Here is a 19,997-nt window from a genome sequence, read left to right on the forward strand (position 1 = left end):
GACTACCGAGCGAGGGTCGTCGAACGCACTTGTCGTCCGATGGTTCGGATTTTCCGACCAGCACGGTGCACCGTCGCTAATGAATGCCACCGCATCCCCGTGAACGAGGTCGGCGCGGGATTGCGGGGGCGCCTCGCAGACGAGTTCGCGGACACCCTCCGCCGTGAGGCAGTCGAAGAAGTACTGAATCGGCCTGACTTTCGTTCCTATCGGGAGCCTTGTCCGGCGGGTGCCGGTTGGGCTGATTCGAGGTCAGCGTAGTACGCCTGCTCGACCTCAAGTGGGGTGCGCATGTCGAGCTCGCCGTGGAGGCGAGCGTTGTTCCACCACCACACGTATTCGAGGGTCGCGAGCTCGACCGCTCGACGGTTCGCCACGGCCCGCGCTGACGGATCAGTTCCGTCTTGTAGAGTCCGTTCACGGCCTCAGCGAGGGCGTTATCAAAGGAATCGCCGACGGTCCCCGTCGAGGGTTTCGCGCCGAGTTCTTCGATGCGGTCGGTGTAGACCACGGCGAGGTAGTTCGACCTGTGATCGGCATGGTGGATCAGCCCGTCGAGTCGACCACCGGCGGCCCATGCGGCCATGTCGAGCGCCTGCAACGGCAGGATGTCGGATCTCAGTGTCGACGCGACGTTCCAGCCGACGATGCGACGCGAGTAGACATCGGTGACGAACGCGACGTAGGCGAACCCTGACCACGTCGCAACGTAGGTCACGTCGGCGACCCAGAGACGGCGTGGGCCAGGGGCCGTGAACCGGCGCTGCACGAGATCCTTCGGCTTCTCCACCGTCGGATCGGACTTCGTCGTGAACACCTTCTTGGATCGCTTCACGCCTCGCACGCCGGCGAGCCGCATGAGCCGTTCAGTTTGATCGCGACCGATGCCCCACCCTTGCCGGCGCAGGAGCGCGTGCATCTTCCGTCGCCCATAAACGCCGTAGTTCTCCGCGTGCAGCCGCGCAACCTCGGGCACGAGCAGATCATCACGCAACTGCCGAGCGGACGGCGCTCGGCCCGCCGCAGCGCGATAGCCGCGCGAGGTCAGGAATCCTCTCACTGCCGGCCGCAGGACCTGGCAGATGAGCTCGACCCCGAAACGATCCCGATGCTCGTTGATGAACCGGATCATCTCGTCGAGGGGTGGTCGAGCTCCTTCGCGAAAAAGATGCTCGCAGCCTTGAGGATCTCATTCGCCTTTCGCAACTCCGAGACCTCCTTCTGCAATCGCTTGATCTCAGCCGCTGCATCGGTCGTCACCCCGGCGTCGACCTCGTATCGGCGTTGCCACAGCCGCAGCGTCTCGGGGCTCATCCCGAGCAGCCCTGCCACGTGGCGGACGGCGCTCATCATCGTGGGGTGCGACGGCCGCGTCTCCGCGAGCATCCGCAACGCCCGCTCACGCATCTCCGGCGAATACTTCCTGTTCATCGTGTTCCATCCTTACTTGAAGAACGGAACGAAAGTCAGGCCGATTCAGAACGAGGTGCTCCGTCGAGCGGCTGCCTATCTGTCTCAGGGCGCTATCTCAAAATGATCTACCCGCTCGTCCGCGAGCTGGCCGCGCCCGGCGCTCCCGTGAGGGTGCCGGTCGCGGTGACGTGCCGGGTGTTGAAGATCGCCAAGCAGCCCTATTACCGGTGGCTTGCCGACCCGGTTTCGCAACGGGACTGGGACGAAGCGCACCTGATCAACGCTGCGATCGATATCCACGTCGACGATCCGGCGTTCGGGTATCGGTTCATCGCCGACGAGCTCGCTGACGCCGACTTCACCGCTTCGGAGCGACGCGTCTGGCGGCTGTGCTCCCAGATGGGCATCACCAGCGCGTTCGTGCGCAAGAAGCGGGGCAAGAGCCGCCTGGTCGGGCCGCCGGTGCGCGACGACCTCGTCCGACGCGAGTTCACTGCGAATCGGCCTGACCTGCTGTGGTTGACGGACATCACCGAGCATCCCACCAGCGAGGGGAAGGTCTATCTGTGCGCGATGAAGGATGTGTTTTCCAACCGCATCGTCGGATACTCCATCGCTGACCGGATGACCTCGGAGCTCGCCGTCGCGGCCCTCAGAATGGCGATCCAACAACGAGTACTAGGCAGATTGACGCCGGTCGAGTTCGAAGCAATTATGACCACACGGGCCGCATCCGCGGCCTAAGAAGACGAGTCACCAGAACCTTCAGCAGTCCCGCCGGATAGTGGGCGAGCCAGGGGCGTTCGGTCATCGTTGATCTTTCGCCGTAGGGTCAACGACGATCGATCACCGCCGTTGGTGTGTGCGGCTCATCCTAGCCAGCAGTGGTCGCCCTGCGGCTAGGTGCTTGTGGGATTCTCCAACACCGAGAGGATGTTGCCCGCCGGGTCTGTGAACCATGCGATATCGGGCCCGAAGTCGCCCTCGATGCCGCGGGCGATGCCGAGCTCGTCCTGCTCGAAACCCTCGTAGCGGGTCATCTCGACACCGCGTGCCATGAGGTCGGTGACGGCGTCGTCGATGTCGGAGACCTCGAGGTTCAGCACCGTGTAGGTGGCGGGGGAGTGGTCGGGCTTGGGGTACACGAGTACCCAGCCGCCGCCCGGGAGGGTGAGCGAGAGCTGGCCCATCTCCGCGTCGGTCACGTCGAGCCCGAGGGTGTCGCGGTAGAAGGTGCGAGCGGCGTCGATGTCGGGCACGGCGAGCCCACTGAATCCGTAGACGTAGTCGGGCATCGGATGCTCCCCTCTCGTGTCGGCGGAGCGATCGCCGCCCTGCCGCTCAGAATGGCACCGCGCCCGCCGGGGCGCTACCCCTTCGCTTCGGAGCCGCGCTCCGTGCTCGCCTCGCCCTGCTCGAGCTCAGCGACGAGCTCCATGGCCGTGAGCTCGCGCGGCCCCTCCTCGATCGCGTCGAGCGTGCCGAGCACGGTCGACTCGTCGAGGCGCTGCAGCTTGCGCGCAGTGGGGAAGACCTGGCGCTCCATCGACCCGACGAAGCCGTTGTAGTTCTTGATCGTGCTCTCGATGGAGCGCCCGAGCTTCTCGACGTGCCCGGCCATCGTCGCGAGGCGCCCGTAGAGCTCGCGGCTCAGATCGAAGAGCACCTTCGCATCGGCGGTGAGGACATCCTGCTGCCAGGAGAACGCGACGGTCTTGAGCACCGACCACAGGGTGACGGGGGAGGCGAGGGCCACGCGCTTGCTGAAGGCGTAGTCCATGATGCCCGGGTCGGCCTCCATGGCCGACGACACGAGCGACTCGCTCGGAATGAAGGCGATGACGAGCTCGGGCGAGGCCTCGAGGCCCGCCCAGTAGGCCTTGCTCGCGAGGGTGTCGATGTGGCCGCGCACGAGCCGCACGTGCTGCTTCATGAGGGTCTCGCGCTGCGCGCCCTCCTCACCCGTCGCGGTGACGGGAATCTGGCTCGCGCGCAGGTACGCCTCGAACGGCACCTTGGCGTCGACGGCGATGTTCTTGCCGCCGGGAAGGTGGATGACCATGTCGGGGCGACCCGCGCCGGCGTCGGAGGTGATGCTCGACTGCACGTCGAAGTCGACGCGCTCGATGAGCCCCGCCGCCTCGACGACGTTGCGCAGCTGCGTCTCGCCCCAGACGCCGCGCACGCTGTTCGAGCGCAGGGCCGAGGCGAGCGACTCGGCCGTGCTGCGCAGCCTCTCCTCCGACTCGGTCGCCGCGCGCAGCTGCTGCGCGAGCTGGCCGTGCTGCTGGCTGCGCTGCGCCTCGAGCTCGGTGACCTTCGACTGCATCGTGCGCAGCGACTCCTGCACGGGCGCGAGGGCCTGCAGCACGCGGCTCTCCTGCTTGTCGCGCTCCTCCCGCTCGAGGTCGCGATGCCGGGCGAGGGCGAGCTGCTCGTCGAGGGCGCTCGCGCGCGACTCCGCCTGGGCGACGCGCACCTCCGCAGCGGTGGCCTGCTCGCGCAGTGCGGCGAGCTCTGCCGCTGCGCCCCCGCGACGCGAGAGGAGGAGGCCGATGATGACGCCGAGCACAGCGCCGACGACGAGGCCGAGCAGGAGCGGGAGCAGGAAGTCCATACGAGCCAGTGTGCCAGGAGCATCCGACAGCGATCGTCCCGAGGAGACGGTGGCCGTGGTCGTATCGTGAGGGCATGACCCAGGCGCCGCGCTCCCTCGACGTGAGCACCGATGACCTGCGCTACCTCGTCGCCGTCGCGCGCGTCGGCCGCATGGTGTCGGCCGCGGCGCTCCTCGGCGTCGACCACACGACCGTGCGGCGGCGGCTCGACCGCCTCGAGGCGGCGCTCGGCGTGCGACTGCTCGACCGCGGTGCCGACGGGTGGCAGCTCACCGCGATCGGGCGCGACGTCGTCGAGCGCGCCTCGGGCCTCGAGGGGCTCGTCGAGCAGGTCGTCGCGGCGGCGTCCGGCAGCGACGTCGTGCGCGGCACCGTGCGGGTCGCGACGCCCGACGGCTTCGGCGCGGTGTTCGCGGCTGCGGCGCTCGCGCGGGTGCGCACCGAGCATCCCGGAATCGCCGTCGAGCTCGTGACCTCCACGAAGCCGATCTCCTTGCGCGGCTCCGGTTTCGATCTCGTCGTGTCGATCGGGTCGACGGCGGGGTCGCGCGTGCAGTCCGAGCTTCTCACGGAGTACTCGCTGCGCCTCTACGCCTCGCCCGAGTACCTGGCCGCGCGGCCGCCTATCCGCGACCCCGCCGACCTCGCCGGCCACGACCTCGTCTTCTACGTGGATGCCCTGCTCACGGTGCACGAACTCGACCTCGCCCCCGTGCTCGGCGACATGCGGCTCGGCTTCGGCTCGACGAGCGTCTTCGCGCAACTCGAGGCGGCGCGCGCCGGGGCGGGCATCGGGCTGCTGCACGCGTTCATGGCCGAGGGCGTCGAGGGGCTCGTGCCGGTGCTGCCCGGCGCGGTCGACTTCCGGCTGCCGTTCACGCTCTCCACGCGCCCCGACAGCCCCGCGGTGGATGCCGTCGCGATCGTGCGCGAGGCGCTGCGCGATGAGGTTGACCGGCGTCGCGCCGAGCTGCTGCCGGGTGGCTAGTGCTGTGCGTTTTCGCAGATAGCGTGTGCGACTTCGGTGCTTGATCGCAGAGCGTGGGGAGCGCAGACTGGGGTCGACCACCGTCGTCCGCGTGAAGGAGCACCCCATGACCGATGTCCAGAATTCGCTCGTGCAGCACTGGGTCGGCGGCGAGGCCTTCGCCGGCACCTCTACGCGCACCGCGCCGGTCTACAACCCTGCTCGCGGCGCCGTCGCCCGCGAGGTCGCCCTCGCCTCGACCGCCGACGTCGACCACGCCGTCTCCGTCGCCGCAGTAGCGCAGCCCGGGTGGGCTGGCACGTCGATCGCGAAGCGCCAGCAGATCATGTTCGCCTTCCGCGAGGCGCTCAACGCGCGCAAGGACGAGCTCGCGGCGATCCTCACCGAGGAGCACGGCAAGGTGCTCAGCGACGCGGCCGGCGAGATCGCGCGCGGCCTCGAGATCGTCGAGCTCGCCTGCTCGATCCCGCAGCTGCTCAAGGGCGAGTACAGCGAGAACGTCTCCACCGGCGTCGACGTCTACTCGCTCAAGCAGCCTCTCGGCGTCGTCGGCATCATCAGCCCCTTCAACTTTCCCGCCATGGTGCCGCTGTGGTTCTTCCCGCTCGCGATCGCTGCAGGTAACACGGTCGTGCTCAAGCCCTCCGAGAAGGACCCCTCGGCGTCGCTGTGGATGGCGCAGGTCATGAAGGAGTGCGGTCTGCCGGACGGCGTTCTCAACGTCGTGAACGGCGACAAGGAGGCCGTGGATGCTCTGCTCGAGCATCCCGAGATCGCCAGCATCTCCTTCGTCGGGTCGACGCCGATCGCCCGCTACATCTACGAGACCGCCTCCAAGAACGGCAAGCGCGTGCAGGCCCTCGGCGGCGCCAAGAACCACATGCTCGTGCTGCCCGACGCCGACCTCGACCTCGTCGCCGACTCCGCCGTCAACGCGGGCTTCGGCTCGGCCGGCGAGCGCTGCATGGCCGTGTCGGTCGTCGTCGCCGTCGAGCCCGTCGCCGATGAGCTCATCGACAAGATCCGCTCGCGCATGAGCGGCCTGAAGGTCGGCGACGGCACGCGCAGCTGCGACATGGGCCCGCTCATCACGCAGGAGCACCGCGACAAGGTCGCCTCCTACCTCGACGTCGCCGCCGAGGACGGCGCCGAGATCGTCGTCGACGGGCGCGGCATCGAGGTCGACGGCGACGCGAACGGCTTCTGGCTCGGCCCGACCCTCGTCGACAAGGTGCCCACGACCTCGCGCGTCTACACCGACGAGATCTTCGGCCCCGTGCTCTCCGTCGTGCGCGTCAAGACGTACGAGGAGGGGCTCGCCCTCATCAACGGCTCGCAGTACGGCAACGGCACGGCGATCTTCACCAACGACGGCGGAGCCGCGCGGCGCTTCCAGAACGAGGTCACCGTGGGCATGATCGGCATCAACGTGCCCATCCCCGTGCCGGTCGGCTACTACTCGTTCGGCGGCTGGAAGAACTCGCTCTTCGGCGACGCGAAGGCGTACGGCACGCAGGCGATCCCGTTCTTCACGCGCGAGAAGGCGATCACCTCGCGCTGGCTCGACCCCTCGCACGGCGGCATCAACCTGGGCTTCCCGCAGAACTAGCGCCGCTCCGCGCGAACGCCGCGCCGCTCCGCTCCGCGCGAGCGCCCCTTCGTGCCAGATCTGGCGCAAAGGGGCGCTCGCCGCCCGCGGTTCAGCCTTTCTGGGGCAATTCTGGAAGCACAATGAACGGGCTCGGGGCAAGAGGCACGGGCTTGGGGCGGCGATCGGGTTGGGCGCGGGCGCGGGCGCGTGCGCGGGCACGACACACGACTAGGTCTCGTCGGCGGTGTCCCGCTCGCGCATGGTTCCCATCGCGGAGCCATCGCCGTACTTCTCGCGCGGGATGACGCTGAGCGTGCCGTTGGTCTCGAGTACGACCGCGGCGATGCTCGCGAGGTCCGCGCTGCCGCTTGAGCGCACCGCCTGCTCGACCTCGGTCTCCGTGAGTCGGTTGCGCGCGATCGCCGTGTGCTGCAGTTCGCCGTCCCGTACGAGCACGACAGGCTTCGTCGAGACGAGCGACCGGGCGCGCGGCCACCGTGATGACACGAGCGCGACGACGAACTGCAGGCCCACCAGCAGGGCGAGCGCCGCGAGGCCCTCCGACCATGACACATCGGAGCTCAGCAGGATCGTGGCGAGCGTCGAGCCGATGGCGACGGTGATGACGAAGTCGAAGGCGTTGAGCTGGCTCAGCGTGCGCTTGCCACTCAGTCGCAGTACGACGATGAGCGTCGCATACGCGGCACTCCCTACGAGCAGCACCCGCGCGATGTCTCCCCACGAGTCGAACCACATCACGCTCCCCTTTCCGCGCGCGGCAGTCGGGGGCCGCGAGCACGCGCCACGGTAGCCCGTCGGCGGGAGCCGCCTCCCAGCTTCGGGCACGATGCGCCCGCCACTGCGGGGCTCCACCCGCAGCGTCGCATCCACTGCCAGATCTGGCGCAAAGAGGCGCTCGCCGCCTCCGGATGCGCCAGTTCGCGTCAGATCTGGCGCAAAAGGGCGCTCGGCGCCTCCGACGCGCCCGTGTGCGCCAGATCTGGCGCTTGTTGCGGGGTGTGACGCCGCGCGTCACTGCGTGACGCCGTGTTGCGGTGCGTGACGGCCGCCCTCGACGCGCGCCGGGCATCCCGCCTAGCGTCGCCCGCATGACTCTTCTCACCGCACCCTCCGTCCCCACGTCCACCGCCGACGAGCGGGCCGCGCGCCTCACCGAGGCGGGCACCGCCTGGGGCGACCGCATCGCCGCCGACGCCACCTCCGCGCAGCTCACCTACCGCGTCTCGGGCGTCGGCGAGGGCTCGGTTGCGACGACGATCCGCGCGGGCAAGCACGCGTTCGTCGTCGACGAGCCGGCCGCGCTCGCGGGCGACGACGTCGCACCGAGCCCCGTCGAGTTCGCGCTCGGCGCCCTCATCTCGTGCCAGGTCGTCGTCTACCGCCTGTACGCGCAGGCGCTCGGCATCCAGGTCGACGACATCTCTATCGACGCGGAAGGCGATCTGGATGCGCGCCGCCTGTTCGGCATCGACGAAGGCGTGCGGGCCGGCTTCAGCGACGTGCGCCTCGCGATCACGATCACCGGTCCCGAGTCGCAGGAACGCTACGAGCAGCTGCGCGACACCGTCGACGCCCACTGCCCGGTGCTCGACCTCTTCGCGAACGCGACGCCCGTGAGCGCCTCGGTGCGCAAGGGCTGAGCCGCGCCCGTCCGTCGGGTCTGAGCCGGATCGACTCCGCCTAGCCGAGCACGGCCGGGCGTCGGTCGGCTGCTGCTGCTTCGGCGGAAGGCCCGATGAGGCCCAGCCCGCCGCCGGTGATGCGCGCGAGGTCCTCCATCGTGGAGACGTCGTGGCGCTTCGCGGCGTGCACGATGATCGCCGCGCAGGCCTCGGCGTCGGCGAGCGCGTCGTGGTGGGCGAAGTCCTCGAAGCCGGCGGCCATCGCCGCGACGGGCAGCTTGTACGAGTCGAGGTGGTAGGTCTTGCGGGCGACCCGCAGGCTGCACAGGTATCGCAGGTCGGGCGTCTCGAGCCGGCTCGCCTCGCAGGCGGCGCGCAGCACCCCCATGTCGAACCCCGCGTTGTGGGCGGTGAGAACGTCGCCGTCCACGAAGTCGAGCAGGGCATCCACCTGATCGCACCACAGCGGCGCATCGACGATGTCGGCGGCGGTGATGCCGTGGATGCGCGTGTTCCACTCGAGCATGTGGTCGAAGCCGAGCGGCGGGCGGATGAGCCACCCGGTCTTGTCGACGACGCGGCCCTCGCGCACCTTGACGAGCCCCACCGAGCACGCGGAGGCCGCGGCGTTGTTGGCGGTCTCGAAGTCGATGGCTGTGAAGTTCAGGGGCACGTCTCGATGCTCGCATGCGCCCCCTACCGCGTGCTCCGGGCGCGCCGGTCGGCCCTAGCCTGAGACCGTGAACGCCCTCCGCCGCTTCAGCCCCGCCGTGCTCGCGCAGTTGTTCTGGGCGAGCAACTTCGTCGTCGCCGACCGGGTCGTCGCCGAGTTCTCGCCGCTCGAGCTGACGTGGCTGCGCTGGGTGGGCGCGCTGCCGATTCTGCTCGTCGTCGCGTGGTGGCTGGAGAAGCCCCGGTGGCGGGATGCCCTGCGCGAGTGGCGCCTGCACCTCCTACAAGCCTTCCTCGGCATGGTCGCGTACACGCTCTTCCTCTACTCGGCACTCGAGTCGACGTCGCCCGTCACGGCGAGCGTCATCACGGCGCTCAACCCGGCGGTCATCGCGGTCGCGGCGGTCATCGTGCTGCACGAGCGCATCCGACGACTCGGCGTGGTGGGCATCGTCGTGTCCTTCGCCGGCGTGCTCGTCGTGATCCTCACCGGGCAGGGCCTCGATCAGGGGCTCAGCTTCTCGCCCGGCGATCTGCTCATGCTGGGCGCGATCAGCATGTGGACCGCGTACGTCATCACGAGCCGACGCGTGTCGACCCCGCCGATCACGGCGACGACGGTGCAGGCGGGGTTGAGTGCCGTGATGCTCGTTCCCGTCGTCGCGCTACTCGGCGCGCCCGGCATCGCCGCGGGGCCGAGCGCGGGCGCGTGGTGGGGGCTCGTGTGGATCATGGTGTTCCCCTCCGCCCTCGCCTACCTGTTCTGGAACATCGCCGTAGGTCAGCTCGGCGCGTCGAAGACGGGCGTGTTCCTCAACCTCCTGCCGGTGTTCACGGCGGTCATCGCTCTCGCGTTCGGCGACGTCCTCACGATCGGGCAGGTCGTCGGCGGCGCGGTCGTGCTAGTCGGCGTGTACCTGACGACGCGGCCGGGCAGGGCGAGCGAGCCCGGCATTCCCGTTCTGCCGGAGCCGCTCGACCCGGATGCTCCGGCCGACCCCGCGCACCGGGAATGGTTCTGCATGCAGACGCATTGACCCCAGCATGACGAAGCTCGGATTCCTCTCCTTCGGACACTGGCAGGACGTCCCCGGCTCGCGCACGCGCACGGGCGCTGAAGTGCTGCAGCAGGCGATCGAGCTCGCGGTCGCCGCCGAGGAGGTCGGCGTCGACGGCGCGTACTTCCGCGTGCACCACTTCGCCCGCCAGCACGCCTCGCCGTGGCCGCTGCTCGCCGCCGCGGGGGCGCGCACGAGCCGCATCGAGCTCGGCACGGGCGTCATCGACCTGCGCTACGAGAACCCCCTCGCGATGGCTGAGCTCGCGGCGCAGGCCGACCTCATCGCGAGTGGACGACTGCAGCTCGGCATCAGCCGCGGGTCACCCGAGACGGTCATCGACGGCTGGCGTGCGTTCGGCTTCGAGCCTGCCGAGGGCGAGACCGATGCCGACATGGCGCGGCGCCACACCGACGTCTTCCGCCGCGCGATCGCGGGGGAGGGCTTCGCGCCCGCGAACCCGCACATGACGGGCACGTCCGCGATGCAGCCGATCCAGCCGCACGCGCCGGGGCTGAGCGACCGCATCTGGTGGGGCGCGGGCACGCGCGCGACCGCGGTGTGGACGGCCGAGCAGGGCATGAACCTCATGAGCTCGACGCTCCTCACGGAGGACACCGGGGTTCCGTTCGACGAGCTGCAGGCGGATCAGATCGCGATGTACCGCGAGGCCTGGGCGGCGGCCGGTCATGCTCGTACGCCGCGGGTGTCGGTGAGTCGGAGCATCCTGCCGATCATCGACGAGGAGACGCAGTACTACTTCGGCATTCAGGCGCAGGGCGCGCAGAGCGACCAGGTCGGCATGCTCGACGGCTCGCGCTCGCGGTTCGGCCGCTCCTACATCGGAGCACCGGACGTGATCGCCGCGGAGCTCGCGCAGGATGCCGCCGTGCAGGCGGCCGACACGCTGCTCGTGACGGTGCCGAACCAGCTCGGGCCGGAGTTCAACGCGCGCATCCTCGAGTCGATTACGCGCGACATCATGCCGATCGTCGACGCCGAGGTCGTACCCTCACTCGCGTGAGACTGCTGCTGCTGAGCGACACGCACCTGCCGGCGCGCGCAAAGGCTCTGCAGCCGCACGTGTGGAGCCTCGTCGACGAGGCCGACCTCGTCATCCACGCGGGCGATTGGGTCGACGTCGCGACGCTCGACGCGCTCGAGTCGAGGGCCGCGCGCCTCGTCAGCGTCGCAGGAAACAATGACGGCGCCGAGCTGCACGCTCGGCTCGGCGAGGTCGCGCGCGTCGAGGTCGAGGGGGTACGTATCGCCGTCACCCACGAGACGGGTGCCGCCGCCGGTCGGGAGCGTCGGTGCGATGCCCTCTTCGGCCCCGACTCGGATGCCCCCGCCGACGTGCTCGTCTTCGGCCACTCGCACATCCCGTGGGATTCGACGACCCCCGGCGGCGTGCGCCTCCTCAACCCGGGCTCGCCGACCGACCGGCGGCGGCAGCCCGTCGGCACGGTCATGACCGCGCGCATCGCCGACGGCGCGCTGCACGACGTGACCCTCGTGCCGACGCCCCGCTGACCCTCGGGTTTGCGTCGAGCAGGGCGTTCGGGACGGTGGGACCCGGCTGGCCACCCTGCGGACGGACGGTGGGTGCTTCGGGACGCCGCGCCCCTCGGGCCGCAGCGCCCATCGGGGCAGTGTGCCTCGCGAGGCATGTGCCGTGAGAGGCACACAGGAAGAACGCGTCCCTCCTATGGTTCCGACTGACGAGGCAGGCCGCTGGGCCGCGTGCCCGCGTCTCAAGTTGCAGCGCAGACCACCCCGGATGCCGCGCTCAGCGCCCGGCGGCGTACCCCTGCGCCCCGCGCGAGTTCGCCGCAGCGTAGAACCAGCCGCGCTCGGGGTCGACACCCACGCAGCTCAGGCGGCCGAGGCTCCACGGCCCCATGACCGTCACCTCGTGGCCGCGCCCCCGAAGCTCATCGATGACCGAATCGCCGAGCCGCGCCTCGACCGTGAGCGACGCCGGCTGCACCGTGCGCGGCTCGAACGACGCGACCATCGCGTCGGTGTGGAACATGGGCGCGTCGATGGCCTGCTGCGGCTCGTAGCCGCCCACGAGTCGGCGCAGCAGGTAGAGCAGCTGCCACTGGTCCTGCTGGTCTCCGCCCGGCGTGCCGAGCGCCTCGATCACGCGCCCGTCGCGCACGAGCATGGTCGGCGACAGCGTGCTGCGCGGCCGGATGCCCGGCTCCAGCCGAGACGGAGCATCCTCGTCGAGCCACGCCATCTGCAGGCGCGTGCCCAGGCAGAAGCCCAGCGCAGGAATCGTGGGCGACGACTGCAGCCAGCCGCCCGAGGGCGTGGCCGAGATCATCGTGCCGTACCGGTCGACCACGTCGAGGTGGCACGTGTCGCCGCGCTGGCGCCCCGCGCGGTCGAGCGTCGGCTCGCCCGAGCCGGGCAGGGGAGTGGCGGCAGTGTCGCCCGGCGATCGCACGGGCGGCATCCACGGCGAGCGGCCGCCGGGGTGCCCGGGGCGCACCTCGCGCGACGCGGTCTCGCCGATCAGCGCGGCGCGCTCGGCGGCGTACGACGCGCTCAGCAGTTCGGCGAGTGGCACGTCCGTCTGGGCGGGGTCGCCGTACCAGGCGTCGCGGTCGGCGAGGGCGAGCTTGAGAGCCTCGGTGATGGTGTGCACGCCGAGCGCTGTGGAGGGGTCGAGCACTGCGTCGCCGTGCGTCGCGACGCGCGCCTCGAGGATGGCGAGCGCCTGCAGCAGCACGGGCCCCTGGCTCCACGGGCCGGCCTTGACCACCTCGACGCCGCGGAAGGTCAGCGCGACGGGCGCCTCCTCGGCGGGCGCGTAGGCGGCGAGATCCGCCGCGGTGACCACGCCGGGCAGCGCCCCGCCGAGCGAGTGCTGCACGGGCTCGCGCACGAACTCCTCGACCGAGGCGCCGACCTCCCGGTTCCACCAGTCGATCGCGGCGCGCACGCGCGACTCGCGGCTGCTGCCGGCACCCGACGAGGGCGCCTCGCCCGCACCCATGAGGCGCGCGAGCACCGCGGCCCACGGCTCGTTGGTGATCATGTCGCCGGGTTCGGGAATCTTGCCGCCGGGCATCCACTGCGCAGCGGAGGTCGGCCAGTGCGCCTCGAACAGCGGGGCCACAGCGGTGATCACCCGCACCACGCTCTCGTGCACGGGGTGCCCGTCGCGCGCGTAGCCGAGGGCGGGAGCGAGCACGTCGGCCAGCTCCCACGTGCCGCGCGTCTCGAGCAGGTGAAGCCACGCGACTACCGAGCCGGGCACGGCGGCCGCGAGCGGCCCCGCACCGGGAATCTCGTCGAGCCCCAGCGAGCGGTAGCGCTCGATGGTCGCGGCGGCGGGCGCGGCACCCTGACCGGCGAGGACGAAGGGATGCTCGCCCACGGGCGCGACGAGCGCCGTGAGGTCCCCGCCCGGCCCGTTGAGGTGCGGCTCGACCACGTGCAGCACGAAGGCTGCGGCCACGGCGGCGTCGACGGCGGTGCCGCCCCGCTCGAGCACCGACTGCGCGGTGCCGGTGGCGAGCCAGTGCGTACTCGCCGCCATGCCGAACGTTCCCCGCAGCTCGGGGCGCGTGCGGTCGGAGGGCGCCGGGGTGAACGCGGGGGAGGGGGAGTCGGCGGTCATGCTCCCACGCTAGGCGCTCAGTAGCGCGGCGCGGCCGGCTGGCCGTAGAACTGCTCGAGCGTGCGGCGGCCGCTCGCGGCGTAGTCGGCGGCGAGCGTCTCCCCGACGTAACGGAAGTGCCATGACTCGTACTCGTACCCCGTGACGCTCGTGGTGCCCTGCTCGTAGCGCAGGATGTAGCCGTACTTCCACGAGTTGGCGGCCAGCCAGCGCCCCTGGCGGGTGGCGCCCAGGCACGTGTACGAGCCGCAGTTGGAGGCCCCGATGGGGTACAGGTCGGCGGCGAGCCCCGTCTGGTGCTCGCTGTGCCCCGGTCGTGCGACGTACAGGTCGGCGTACGTCTGGCCGCGCGTGCGGACGGCGTTGTTGTAGATCGCCGCCTGGGAGGACGCGGGCCGGTAGCCGCTCGTGAGCCCCACACTCCCCGCGCCCGCCGCGCGCACTCCCGCGTACATGCGCTCGAGGGCCGCCGCCGCATCCGATCGCAGCAGGTAGGAGCCGCTGCTGGGAATCGAGGGGCGACGCAGGCTGCTCGGCACGTAGCTCGTCGGAATTCCGTTGCGCTTGTTCACGAGCACCCACAGTGAGGATGCTGAGCTCAGGCTTCGGCACTGCTCGAGTCGCTCGACGCCCGGGCTGAGGGCGCCCGGCCCGCCGACGAGGGTGCGCGTCGTGATGGCGCTCGAGCCCAGGGCGCTGCGCACGGAGCTGGGGGCGCAGTAGGGGAGCGAGAGGTACAGCGGCAGGTTCTCGCGCGCGGCGAGGACGGAGATGGAGAGGGCGTCGGCGAAGCTCGTGCCGGAGGCGATGAGCACGCGGGGCGCGCTCGTGCCGAACGCCGACTCCGAGATCGCGCGCGCCGTGGCGTAGCGGTCGGCGCCGGCGGCGCGCTGCACCTGGCTCGAGCCCAGCTCGGAACTCAGCTCCGATGCGATGCCGCGGGAGACGACGCTCGTGCCGCCGACGAGCACGACCGAGGTCGTGCCGAGGTCGCGCAGCAGCCGCAGAGCGGCGCGGTCGAGTCGCGAGCCGTTGCCGCGCACGATGAGCACGGGCGCTCCCGCGGAGCCCGCGGCGGGGCCGGCGGCGAGGGCGTCGGGGAAGCTCGCGCCCGTGGCGACGAACACGGTGTCGGCACTGCTGAAGACGGAGCGCACGAGCAGCTCAGCGGTCGCGTAGCGGTCGGCGCCGCCGATGCGCTCGACGGGCGCGATGGCGTCGGCGGCCCTCGCGACCGACGACGAGATCGCGCTCGTGCCGCCGACGACGACGATGCGATCGGGGTCGAGACGTCGCAGCTCGTCGGAGACGACGCGCGGCAGGCTGCGCGAGGCGGTGAGCAGCAGACCCCCGCCGGCGGCCGCCGCGACGGGGCCGGCAACGATCGCGTCGGGGAAGTTCTCGCCCGCGACGAGATACACGACGTCGGGGGTGTCGGGGCCGGGGAAGGTCGCGACGCTCGCCGCCACGGAGGTCGCGTAGCGGTCGGCGCCGCTGATGCGCTCGGTCGTCGCGGCGGCGGGCGAGACGGTCGACGTCACAGGCGGCGTCGAGCCGAGTGAGGTCGGCACGGCGGGGCGCTCCGCTTGAGCGGGGGCCGCAGCCGCGAGCACGATGCCCGCGCCGGCGAGGAGGGCGAGGGCTGTGGCGGCGCGAGGGCGGAGGCCGAGCATCCCTCGATGCTACCGACGGCGAGGGCAGCTCTCCAGGCCCGCCCTCGATCGGCGCTCTCGGCTCAGCGGTCGCCGGTAGGCTGAACCCCCGTGGCTCTCACTATCGGCATCGTCGGCCTGCCCAACGTCGGCAAGTCCACCCTCTTCAACGCGCTCACCGAGAACGACGTGCTCGCGGCGAACTACCCGTTCGCCACGATCGACCCGAACGTGGGTGTCGTCGAGCTGCCCGACGAGCGTCTCACGGTGCTCGCGGAGATCTTCGGCAGCGAGCGCATCCTGCCCGCCACTCTGTCGTTCGTCGACATCGCGGGCATCGTGAAGGGCGCGAGCGAGGGCGAGGGTCTCGGCAACCAGTTCTTGGCGAACATTCGCGAGTCTGACGCGATCGCGCAGGTCGTGCGCGCCTTCACCGACAGCGACGTCGTGCACGTCGCGGGCGGCGTCGACCCGGCGAGCGACATGGAGACGATCAACACCGAGCTCATGCTCGCCGACCTGCAGACGCTCGAGAAGGCCCTTCCTCGCTATGAGAAGGAGCTGCGCGGCAAGAAGCTCGACCCGGCTGTCCTGGATGCGGCCCTCGCCGCGAAGGCCCACCTCGAGGCCGGGCGCACGCTCTCCGCAGCCGGGTTCGACGCCTCCCCGATCCGCGAGCTCGGCCTGCTGAGCGCGAAGCCGTTCATCTACGTGTTCAACGTCGACGAGGGCGTGCTCGGCGACCGAGCCCGCATGGACGAGCTCGCTGCGCTCGTCGCGCCCGCGCAAGCCGTGTTCCTCGACGCGAAGATCGAGAGCGAGCTCATCGGGCTCGACCCGGACGACGCGGCGGAGCTGCTGGAGTCGACGGGCCAGACGGAGAGCGGGCTCTCGCAGCTCGCGCGTATCGGCTTCGACACGCTCGGCCTGCAGACCTACCTCACGGCGGGCCCGAAGGAGTCGCGCGCCTGGACGATCGGCAAGGGCTGGAAGGCGCCGCAGGCCGCCGGGGTCATCCACACCGACTTCGAGAAGGGCTTCATCAAGGCCGAGATCATCGGTTTCGACGACCTCGTCGCGTGCGGCTCGGTGGCGGAGGCCCGCGCGAAGGGCAAGGCCCGCATCGAGGGCAAGGACTACGTCATGCAGGACGGCGACGTGGTCGAGTTCCGCTTCCAAGCAACATCTGGTCAGAAATAGGCCGCGGATTGTGAGCGGGCCTGCAGAACCCGGTCAATGGTCCACATGACTGACCGATCGAAGCGAACCTGGCAAGTGGTTCGACACAAACATGCGTCGAGCGGGAGAGTGAATCGGCCTGACTTTCGTTCCTATCGGGAGCCTTGTCCGGCGGGTGCCGGTTGGGCTGATTCGAGGTCAGCGTAGTACGCCTGCTCGACCTCAAGTGGGGTGCGCATGTCGAGCTCGCCGTGGAGGCGAGCGTTGTTCCACCACCACACGTATTCGAGGGTCGCGAGCTCGACCGCTCGACGGTTCGCCACGGCCCGCGCTGACGGATCAGTTCCGTCTTGTAGAGTCCGTTCACGGCCTCAGCGAGGGCGTTATCAAAGGAATCGCCGACGGTCCCCGTCGAGGGTTTCGCGCCGAGTTCTTCGATGCGGTCGGTGTAGACCACGGCGAGTTAGTTCGACCTGTGATCGGCATGGTGGATCAGCCCGTCGAGTCGACCACCGGCGGCCCATGCGGCCATGTCGAGCGCCTGCAACGGCAGGATGTCGGATCTCAGTGTCGACGCGACGTTCCAGCCGACGATGCGACGCGAGTAGACATCGGTGACGAACGCGACGTAGGCGAACCCTGACCACGTCGCAACGTAGGTCACGTCGGCGACCCAGAGACGGCGTGGGCCAGGGGCCGTGAACCGGCGCTGCACGAGATCCTTCGGCTTCTCCACCGTCGGATCGGACTTCGTCGTGAACACCTTCTTGGATCGCTTCACGCCTCGCACGCCGGCGAGCCGCATGAGCCGTTCAGTTTGATCGCGACCGATGCCCCACCCTTGCCGGCGCAGGAGCGCGTGCATCTTCCGTCGCCCATAAACGCCGTAGTTCTCCGCGTGCAGCCGCGCAACCTCGGGCACGAGCAGATCATCACGCAACTGCCGAGCGGACGGCGCTCGGCCCGCCGCAGCGCGATAGCCGCGCGAGGTCAGGAATCCTCTCACTGCCGGCCGCAGGACCTGGCAGATGAGCTCGACCCCGAAACGATCCCGATGCTCGTTGATGAACCGGATCATCTCGTCGAGGGGTGGTCGAGCTCCTTCGCGAAAAAGATGCTCGCAGCCTTGAGGATCTCATTCGCCTTTCGCAACTCCGAGACCTCCTTCTGCAATCGCTTGATCTCAGCCGCTGCATCGGTCGTCACCCCGGCGTCGACCTCGTATCGGCGTTGCCACAGCCGCAGCGTCTCCGCGAGCATCCGCAACGCCCGCTCACGCATCTCCGGCGAATACTTCCTGTTCATCGTGTTCCATCCTTACTTGAAGAACGGAACGAAAGTCAGGCCGATTCATTTCGAGGCCCGAACGATGACGCACATGCTGGTTGTGGAAGATGCGACCGCCAGTCGTGACTGGTAGGTCAAGGTCTTGGGCGCCTCCGTGTATGGAGAGTACGGAGGCACGTCGGTGGTGCTGGATCTGCTCGGGAACTGGCTGTTGCTCGTCACCGGGGGCGAACCGAGCCCGGAGAAGCCGACCGTCACGTTGGCCCCGCCGGGTGATCCCGATCACGTCAGCTCACAGCTCATCTTCCGAGTCGATGACTGTCAGGGAACATACGACATGCTCAGCGCACTTCCCGCGCAAGCAGCCGTTTGCGGTCGTTGCGCCCGTCGACCTCTTCGGGAATGAGCCACCAGAGCCACCCGACCAGGAAGTCGCCGAGGAGGCTGAACACGAAGCTCACTCGACCATCCTGGCACTCGGATCGCGCAACCACGAGAACTGGTGTTGTGTGCCCCTGCAGTGACTATGGAGTCGCGCAGAGGTTGGGACCCGCCTTCACGCTCCAAGAATCAAAGTTCACACGATCGGGTCTGTCCGTGGTGCCGGATAGCCTGACCTGTGTGGTGGCTCGAACGCTGATCCGGCTAGCAGTTGAATCGAGACGATCGAAGCGAGGTTCTGCATGAACGCGGCGCACAGTGTCGAGTTGTATCGTTCGTCGAGCGGTGACTTCGAGCTCGCGGTGCAGACAGACTCGGAGACCGTCTGGCTCTCAGCTGAACAACTCGTCTCGCTGTTCGGTCGTGACAAGTCGACTATCTCACGACACCTTCGCAACGTATTTGGGGACGGAGAACTCGATCGTGAAGCAGTTGTTGCAGAAATTGCAACAACTGCCGCGGACGGCAAGACCTACGCGGTCGCACACTACAACCTCGATGTCGTCATCTCGGTCGGCTACCGCGTCAAGTCAATTGAGGGCGTCCACTTTCGCCGGTGGGCAACACAGGTACTGCGGCGATACGTGCTCAATGGAGTGGCGCTCAACGCGCGGCGGCTGGAGCAACTAGGGTCCATCGTTCACGTGCTCTCTCGCTCCACCGATGAACTCGTCGCGGGCGTCGCCGAAGTCGTCGAACGATACCTGCCAAGTCTGCGCGCGCTGCGTGCGTATGACGAGGGCGAGATCGAGCACGCGGCAGGCACGCTACCGACCTGGGTGCTGTCGTACGACGAAGCGCGTGCAGTAATCGACCAGGTCGGCGCTGAATTTCCGGCGGACACCCTCTTCGGAGGCGAACGAGGCGACGCATTGAGAGGCGTCATCGCGACGATCTACCAGGGTTTCGGGGGAGTCGAGCTGTACCCGACCGTGCAGTCGAAGGCGGCGAACCTTCTCTACCTGGTCATCAAGGATCATCCGCTCACCGACGGAAACAAGCGCAGCGCCGCCGCGCTCTTCGTTCACTTCCTTCAGCGAAACGACGCGTTGTCTGGCGGAGGCGACACGCCTCGCATCTCCAACAACGCTCTCGCCGCCATCACCCTGATGGTCGCGATGAGCGATCCGAAGGAGAAGGAGCTAATGATCGCGCTTGTCGTCAGCATGCTCGTTGGCGAGAGTCACTAGGCCGGCGACTCACAGATTCACGGCGCGAGCTCTTCGCGCAACCGCGGCTCGACGCGGTGCGCGGGTCGGGCCCCCGACTTGTCGGCGTAGAAGGCGCGAATGCGGTCCATATCGCGCGCACGACGTCGGGCGTCGCGCCCTCCGACCGCAGCCAGTCGCCGACCGAGATCCGGTCGAGGGCGCGAGCATCGGGATGCGCCCACGGGTCATCGGGGTCGACGCTGCCCGCGAGCGCCGAGAAGCGCCGCTCGATCTCCTCGTACAGGGCTCGATCGCGCGCCGACATCCACGGCATCTCGTCGCCGAGGAACCGCCCATCGTTCATGAGCCACGTCGACTCGCCCGGAATGTCGGTGAAGCTCGGGCCGAGCGTGAGGCCGAGCTCGCCGACGAGGGCGCGGTAGGAGGTGTGCGAGGCGCCGACGACTTCCCCGCCGAGCTGCACGAGCCGGCCATCCGCCGTCGTCGTCTGCTCGACCCGTCCGCCTGCTCGGGCGCGCGCCTCCAGCACGAGTACGTCGGCCCCCGCGGCAGCAAGGTCACGCGCCGCGCTCAAGCCCGCCAGGCCCGCCCCCACCACGATCACATCGTGCGTGCTCATCGCATCCTCCTCGTCGTGAGTCCCACTGCC

The 19,997-nt window shown here is 69.4% G+C and carries 15 protein-coding genes and 3 pseudogenes; 9 read left to right on the forward strand and 9 right to left on the reverse strand.

The annotated features are described in order from the left end of the window. Nucleotides 1-206: 206 nt before the first annotated feature. Nucleotides 207-1,431 (reverse strand): annotated as a pseudogene (locus HUJ41_RS02930) (IS3 family transposase). A gap of 49 nt (nucleotides 1,432-1,480) precedes the next feature. Between HUJ41_RS02930 and HUJ41_RS02935 the strand changes: the two are divergent. Then, a pseudogene (locus HUJ41_RS02935) lies at nucleotides 1,481-2,088 on the forward strand (DDE-type integrase/transposase/recombinase); the annotation flags it as partial. A 224-nt stretch (nucleotides 2,089-2,312) separates the two neighbouring features. Here the strand turns inward: HUJ41_RS02935 and HUJ41_RS02940 are convergent. Both HUJ41_RS02940 and HUJ41_RS02945 read right to left on the reverse strand, forming a co-directional pair. Next, complete coding sequence (locus HUJ41_RS02940; protein WP_152582028.1) at nucleotides 2,313-2,708, reverse strand: VOC family protein; 396 nt, start codon at nucleotides 2,706-2,708, stop codon at nucleotides 2,313-2,315. A 74-nt stretch (nucleotides 2,709-2,782) separates the two neighbouring features. Beyond that, nucleotides 2,783-4,030 (reverse strand): DNA recombination protein RmuC, encoded by a 1,248-nt coding sequence (locus tag HUJ41_RS02945; protein WP_152582027.1) that lies wholly within the window; start codon nucleotides 4,028-4,030, stop codon nucleotides 2,783-2,785. Nucleotides 4,031-4,104: 74 nt separating this feature from the next. Here HUJ41_RS02945 and HUJ41_RS02950 point away from each other — a divergent pair, with 74 nt between their 5' ends. Further along, entirely contained in the window at nucleotides 4,105-5,019 is a 915-nt protein-coding gene (locus HUJ41_RS02950) for a LysR family transcriptional regulator (protein WP_152582026.1), read from the forward strand. 106 nt (nucleotides 5,020-5,125) lie between these two features. Further along, nucleotides 5,126-6,628 (forward strand): CoA-acylating methylmalonate-semialdehyde dehydrogenase, encoded by a 1,503-nt coding sequence (locus tag HUJ41_RS02955; protein ID WP_152582025.1) that lies wholly within the window; start codon nucleotides 5,126-5,128, stop codon nucleotides 6,626-6,628. Nucleotides 6,629-6,838: 210 nt separating this feature from the next. Here the strand turns inward: HUJ41_RS02955 and HUJ41_RS02960 are convergent, their stop codons facing one another. After that, nucleotides 6,839-7,366: a DUF421 domain-containing protein gene (locus tag HUJ41_RS02960; protein WP_179873833.1), complete on the reverse strand. Its 528-nt coding sequence runs from the start codon at nucleotides 7,364-7,366 to the stop codon at nucleotides 6,839-6,841. A gap of 353 nt (nucleotides 7,367-7,719) precedes the next feature. Between HUJ41_RS02960 and HUJ41_RS02965 the strand changes: the two genes are divergently transcribed. Next, the gene (locus HUJ41_RS02965; RefSeq protein ID WP_179873287.1) at nucleotides 7,720-8,271 is read left to right on the forward strand and encodes an OsmC family protein; all 552 of its coding nucleotides are present in this window, start codon (nucleotides 7,720-7,722) and stop codon (nucleotides 8,269-8,271) included. A 40-nt stretch (nucleotides 8,272-8,311) separates the two neighbouring features. Here the strand turns inward: HUJ41_RS02965 and HUJ41_RS02970 are convergent, their stop codons facing one another. Then, the gene (locus HUJ41_RS02970) at nucleotides 8,312-8,926 is read right to left on the reverse strand and encodes an exonuclease domain-containing protein (RefSeq protein ID WP_179873288.1); all 615 of its coding nucleotides are present in this window, start codon (nucleotides 8,924-8,926) and stop codon (nucleotides 8,312-8,314) included. A gap of 67 nt (nucleotides 8,927-8,993) precedes the next feature. Between HUJ41_RS02970 and HUJ41_RS02975 the strand changes: the two genes are divergently transcribed. The 3 genes from HUJ41_RS02975 to HUJ41_RS02985 are packed head-to-tail and all read left to right on the forward strand — an operon-like array spanning nucleotide 8,994 to nucleotide 11,516. Beyond that, nucleotides 8,994-9,962 carry a DMT family transporter gene (locus tag HUJ41_RS02975; protein ID WP_179873289.1) on the forward strand — a complete coding sequence of 323 codons (969 nt, stop codon included), beginning with the start codon at nucleotides 8,994-8,996 and terminating at the stop codon, nucleotides 9,960-9,962. Nucleotides 9,963-9,969: 7 nt separating this feature from the next. Next, on the forward strand, nucleotides 9,970-11,007 hold the full coding sequence (locus HUJ41_RS02980; protein ID WP_179873290.1) for an LLM class flavin-dependent oxidoreductase: 1,038 nt from the start codon (nucleotides 9,970-9,972) through the stop codon (nucleotides 11,005-11,007). Beyond that, on the forward strand, nucleotides 11,004-11,516 hold the full coding sequence (locus HUJ41_RS02985; protein ID WP_179873291.1) for a metallophosphoesterase family protein: 513 nt from the start codon (nucleotides 11,004-11,006) through the stop codon (nucleotides 11,514-11,516). Before HUJ41_RS02980 ends, HUJ41_RS02985 begins: the two co-directional genes overlap by 4 nt. Nucleotides 11,517-11,772: 256 nt before the next feature. On the opposite strand, the gene HUJ41_RS02990 is transcribed toward HUJ41_RS02985, so the two are convergent. Both HUJ41_RS02990 and HUJ41_RS02995 read right to left on the reverse strand, forming a co-directional pair. Further along, nucleotides 11,773-13,617 (reverse strand): gamma-glutamyltransferase family protein, encoded by a 1,845-nt coding sequence (locus tag HUJ41_RS02990; protein ID WP_179873292.1) that lies wholly within the window; start codon nucleotides 13,615-13,617, stop codon nucleotides 11,773-11,775. A 17-nt stretch (nucleotides 13,618-13,634) separates the two neighbouring features. Continuing rightward, nucleotides 13,635-15,290 carry a cell wall-binding repeat-containing protein gene (locus HUJ41_RS02995; RefSeq protein WP_179873293.1) on the reverse strand — a complete coding sequence of 552 codons (1,656 nt, stop codon included), beginning with the start codon at nucleotides 15,288-15,290 and terminating at the stop codon, nucleotides 13,635-13,637. 90 nt (nucleotides 15,291-15,380) lie between these two features. On the opposite strand from HUJ41_RS02995, the gene ychF reads away from it, so the two are divergent. After that, the gene (gene ychF / locus HUJ41_RS03000) at nucleotides 15,381-16,469 is read left to right on the forward strand and encodes a redox-regulated ATPase YchF (RefSeq protein WP_179873294.1); all 1,089 of its coding nucleotides are present in this window, start codon (nucleotides 15,381-15,383) and stop codon (nucleotides 16,467-16,469) included. Nucleotides 16,470-16,600: 131 nt separating this feature from the next. Here ychF and HUJ41_RS03005 read toward each other — a convergent pair. After that, nucleotides 16,601-17,753: pseudogene (locus HUJ41_RS03005) on the reverse strand (IS3 family transposase). Nucleotides 17,754-18,418: 665 nt separating this feature from the next. Between HUJ41_RS03005 and HUJ41_RS03010 the strand changes: the two are divergent. Beyond that, nucleotides 18,419-19,366 carry a virulence RhuM family protein/type II toxin-antitoxin system death-on-curing family toxin gene (locus HUJ41_RS03010; RefSeq protein WP_179873295.1) on the forward strand — a complete coding sequence of 316 codons (948 nt, stop codon included), beginning with the start codon at nucleotides 18,419-18,421 and terminating at the stop codon, nucleotides 19,364-19,366. Here the strand turns inward: HUJ41_RS03010 and HUJ41_RS03015 are convergent. Then, nucleotides 19,338-19,967: an FAD-dependent oxidoreductase gene (locus tag HUJ41_RS03015; protein WP_179873296.1), complete on the reverse strand. Its 630-nt coding sequence runs from the start codon at nucleotides 19,965-19,967 to the stop codon at nucleotides 19,338-19,340. The two genes, HUJ41_RS03010 and HUJ41_RS03015, sit on opposite strands and share 29 nt — an antisense overlap. Between the last annotated feature and the right edge of the window lie 30 nt (nucleotides 19,968-19,997).

This window comes from Microcella indica (assembly GCF_013414345.1).
GTDB classification, from domain to species: Bacteria; Actinomycetota; Actinomycetes; order Actinomycetales; family Microbacteriaceae; genus Microcella; species Microcella indica.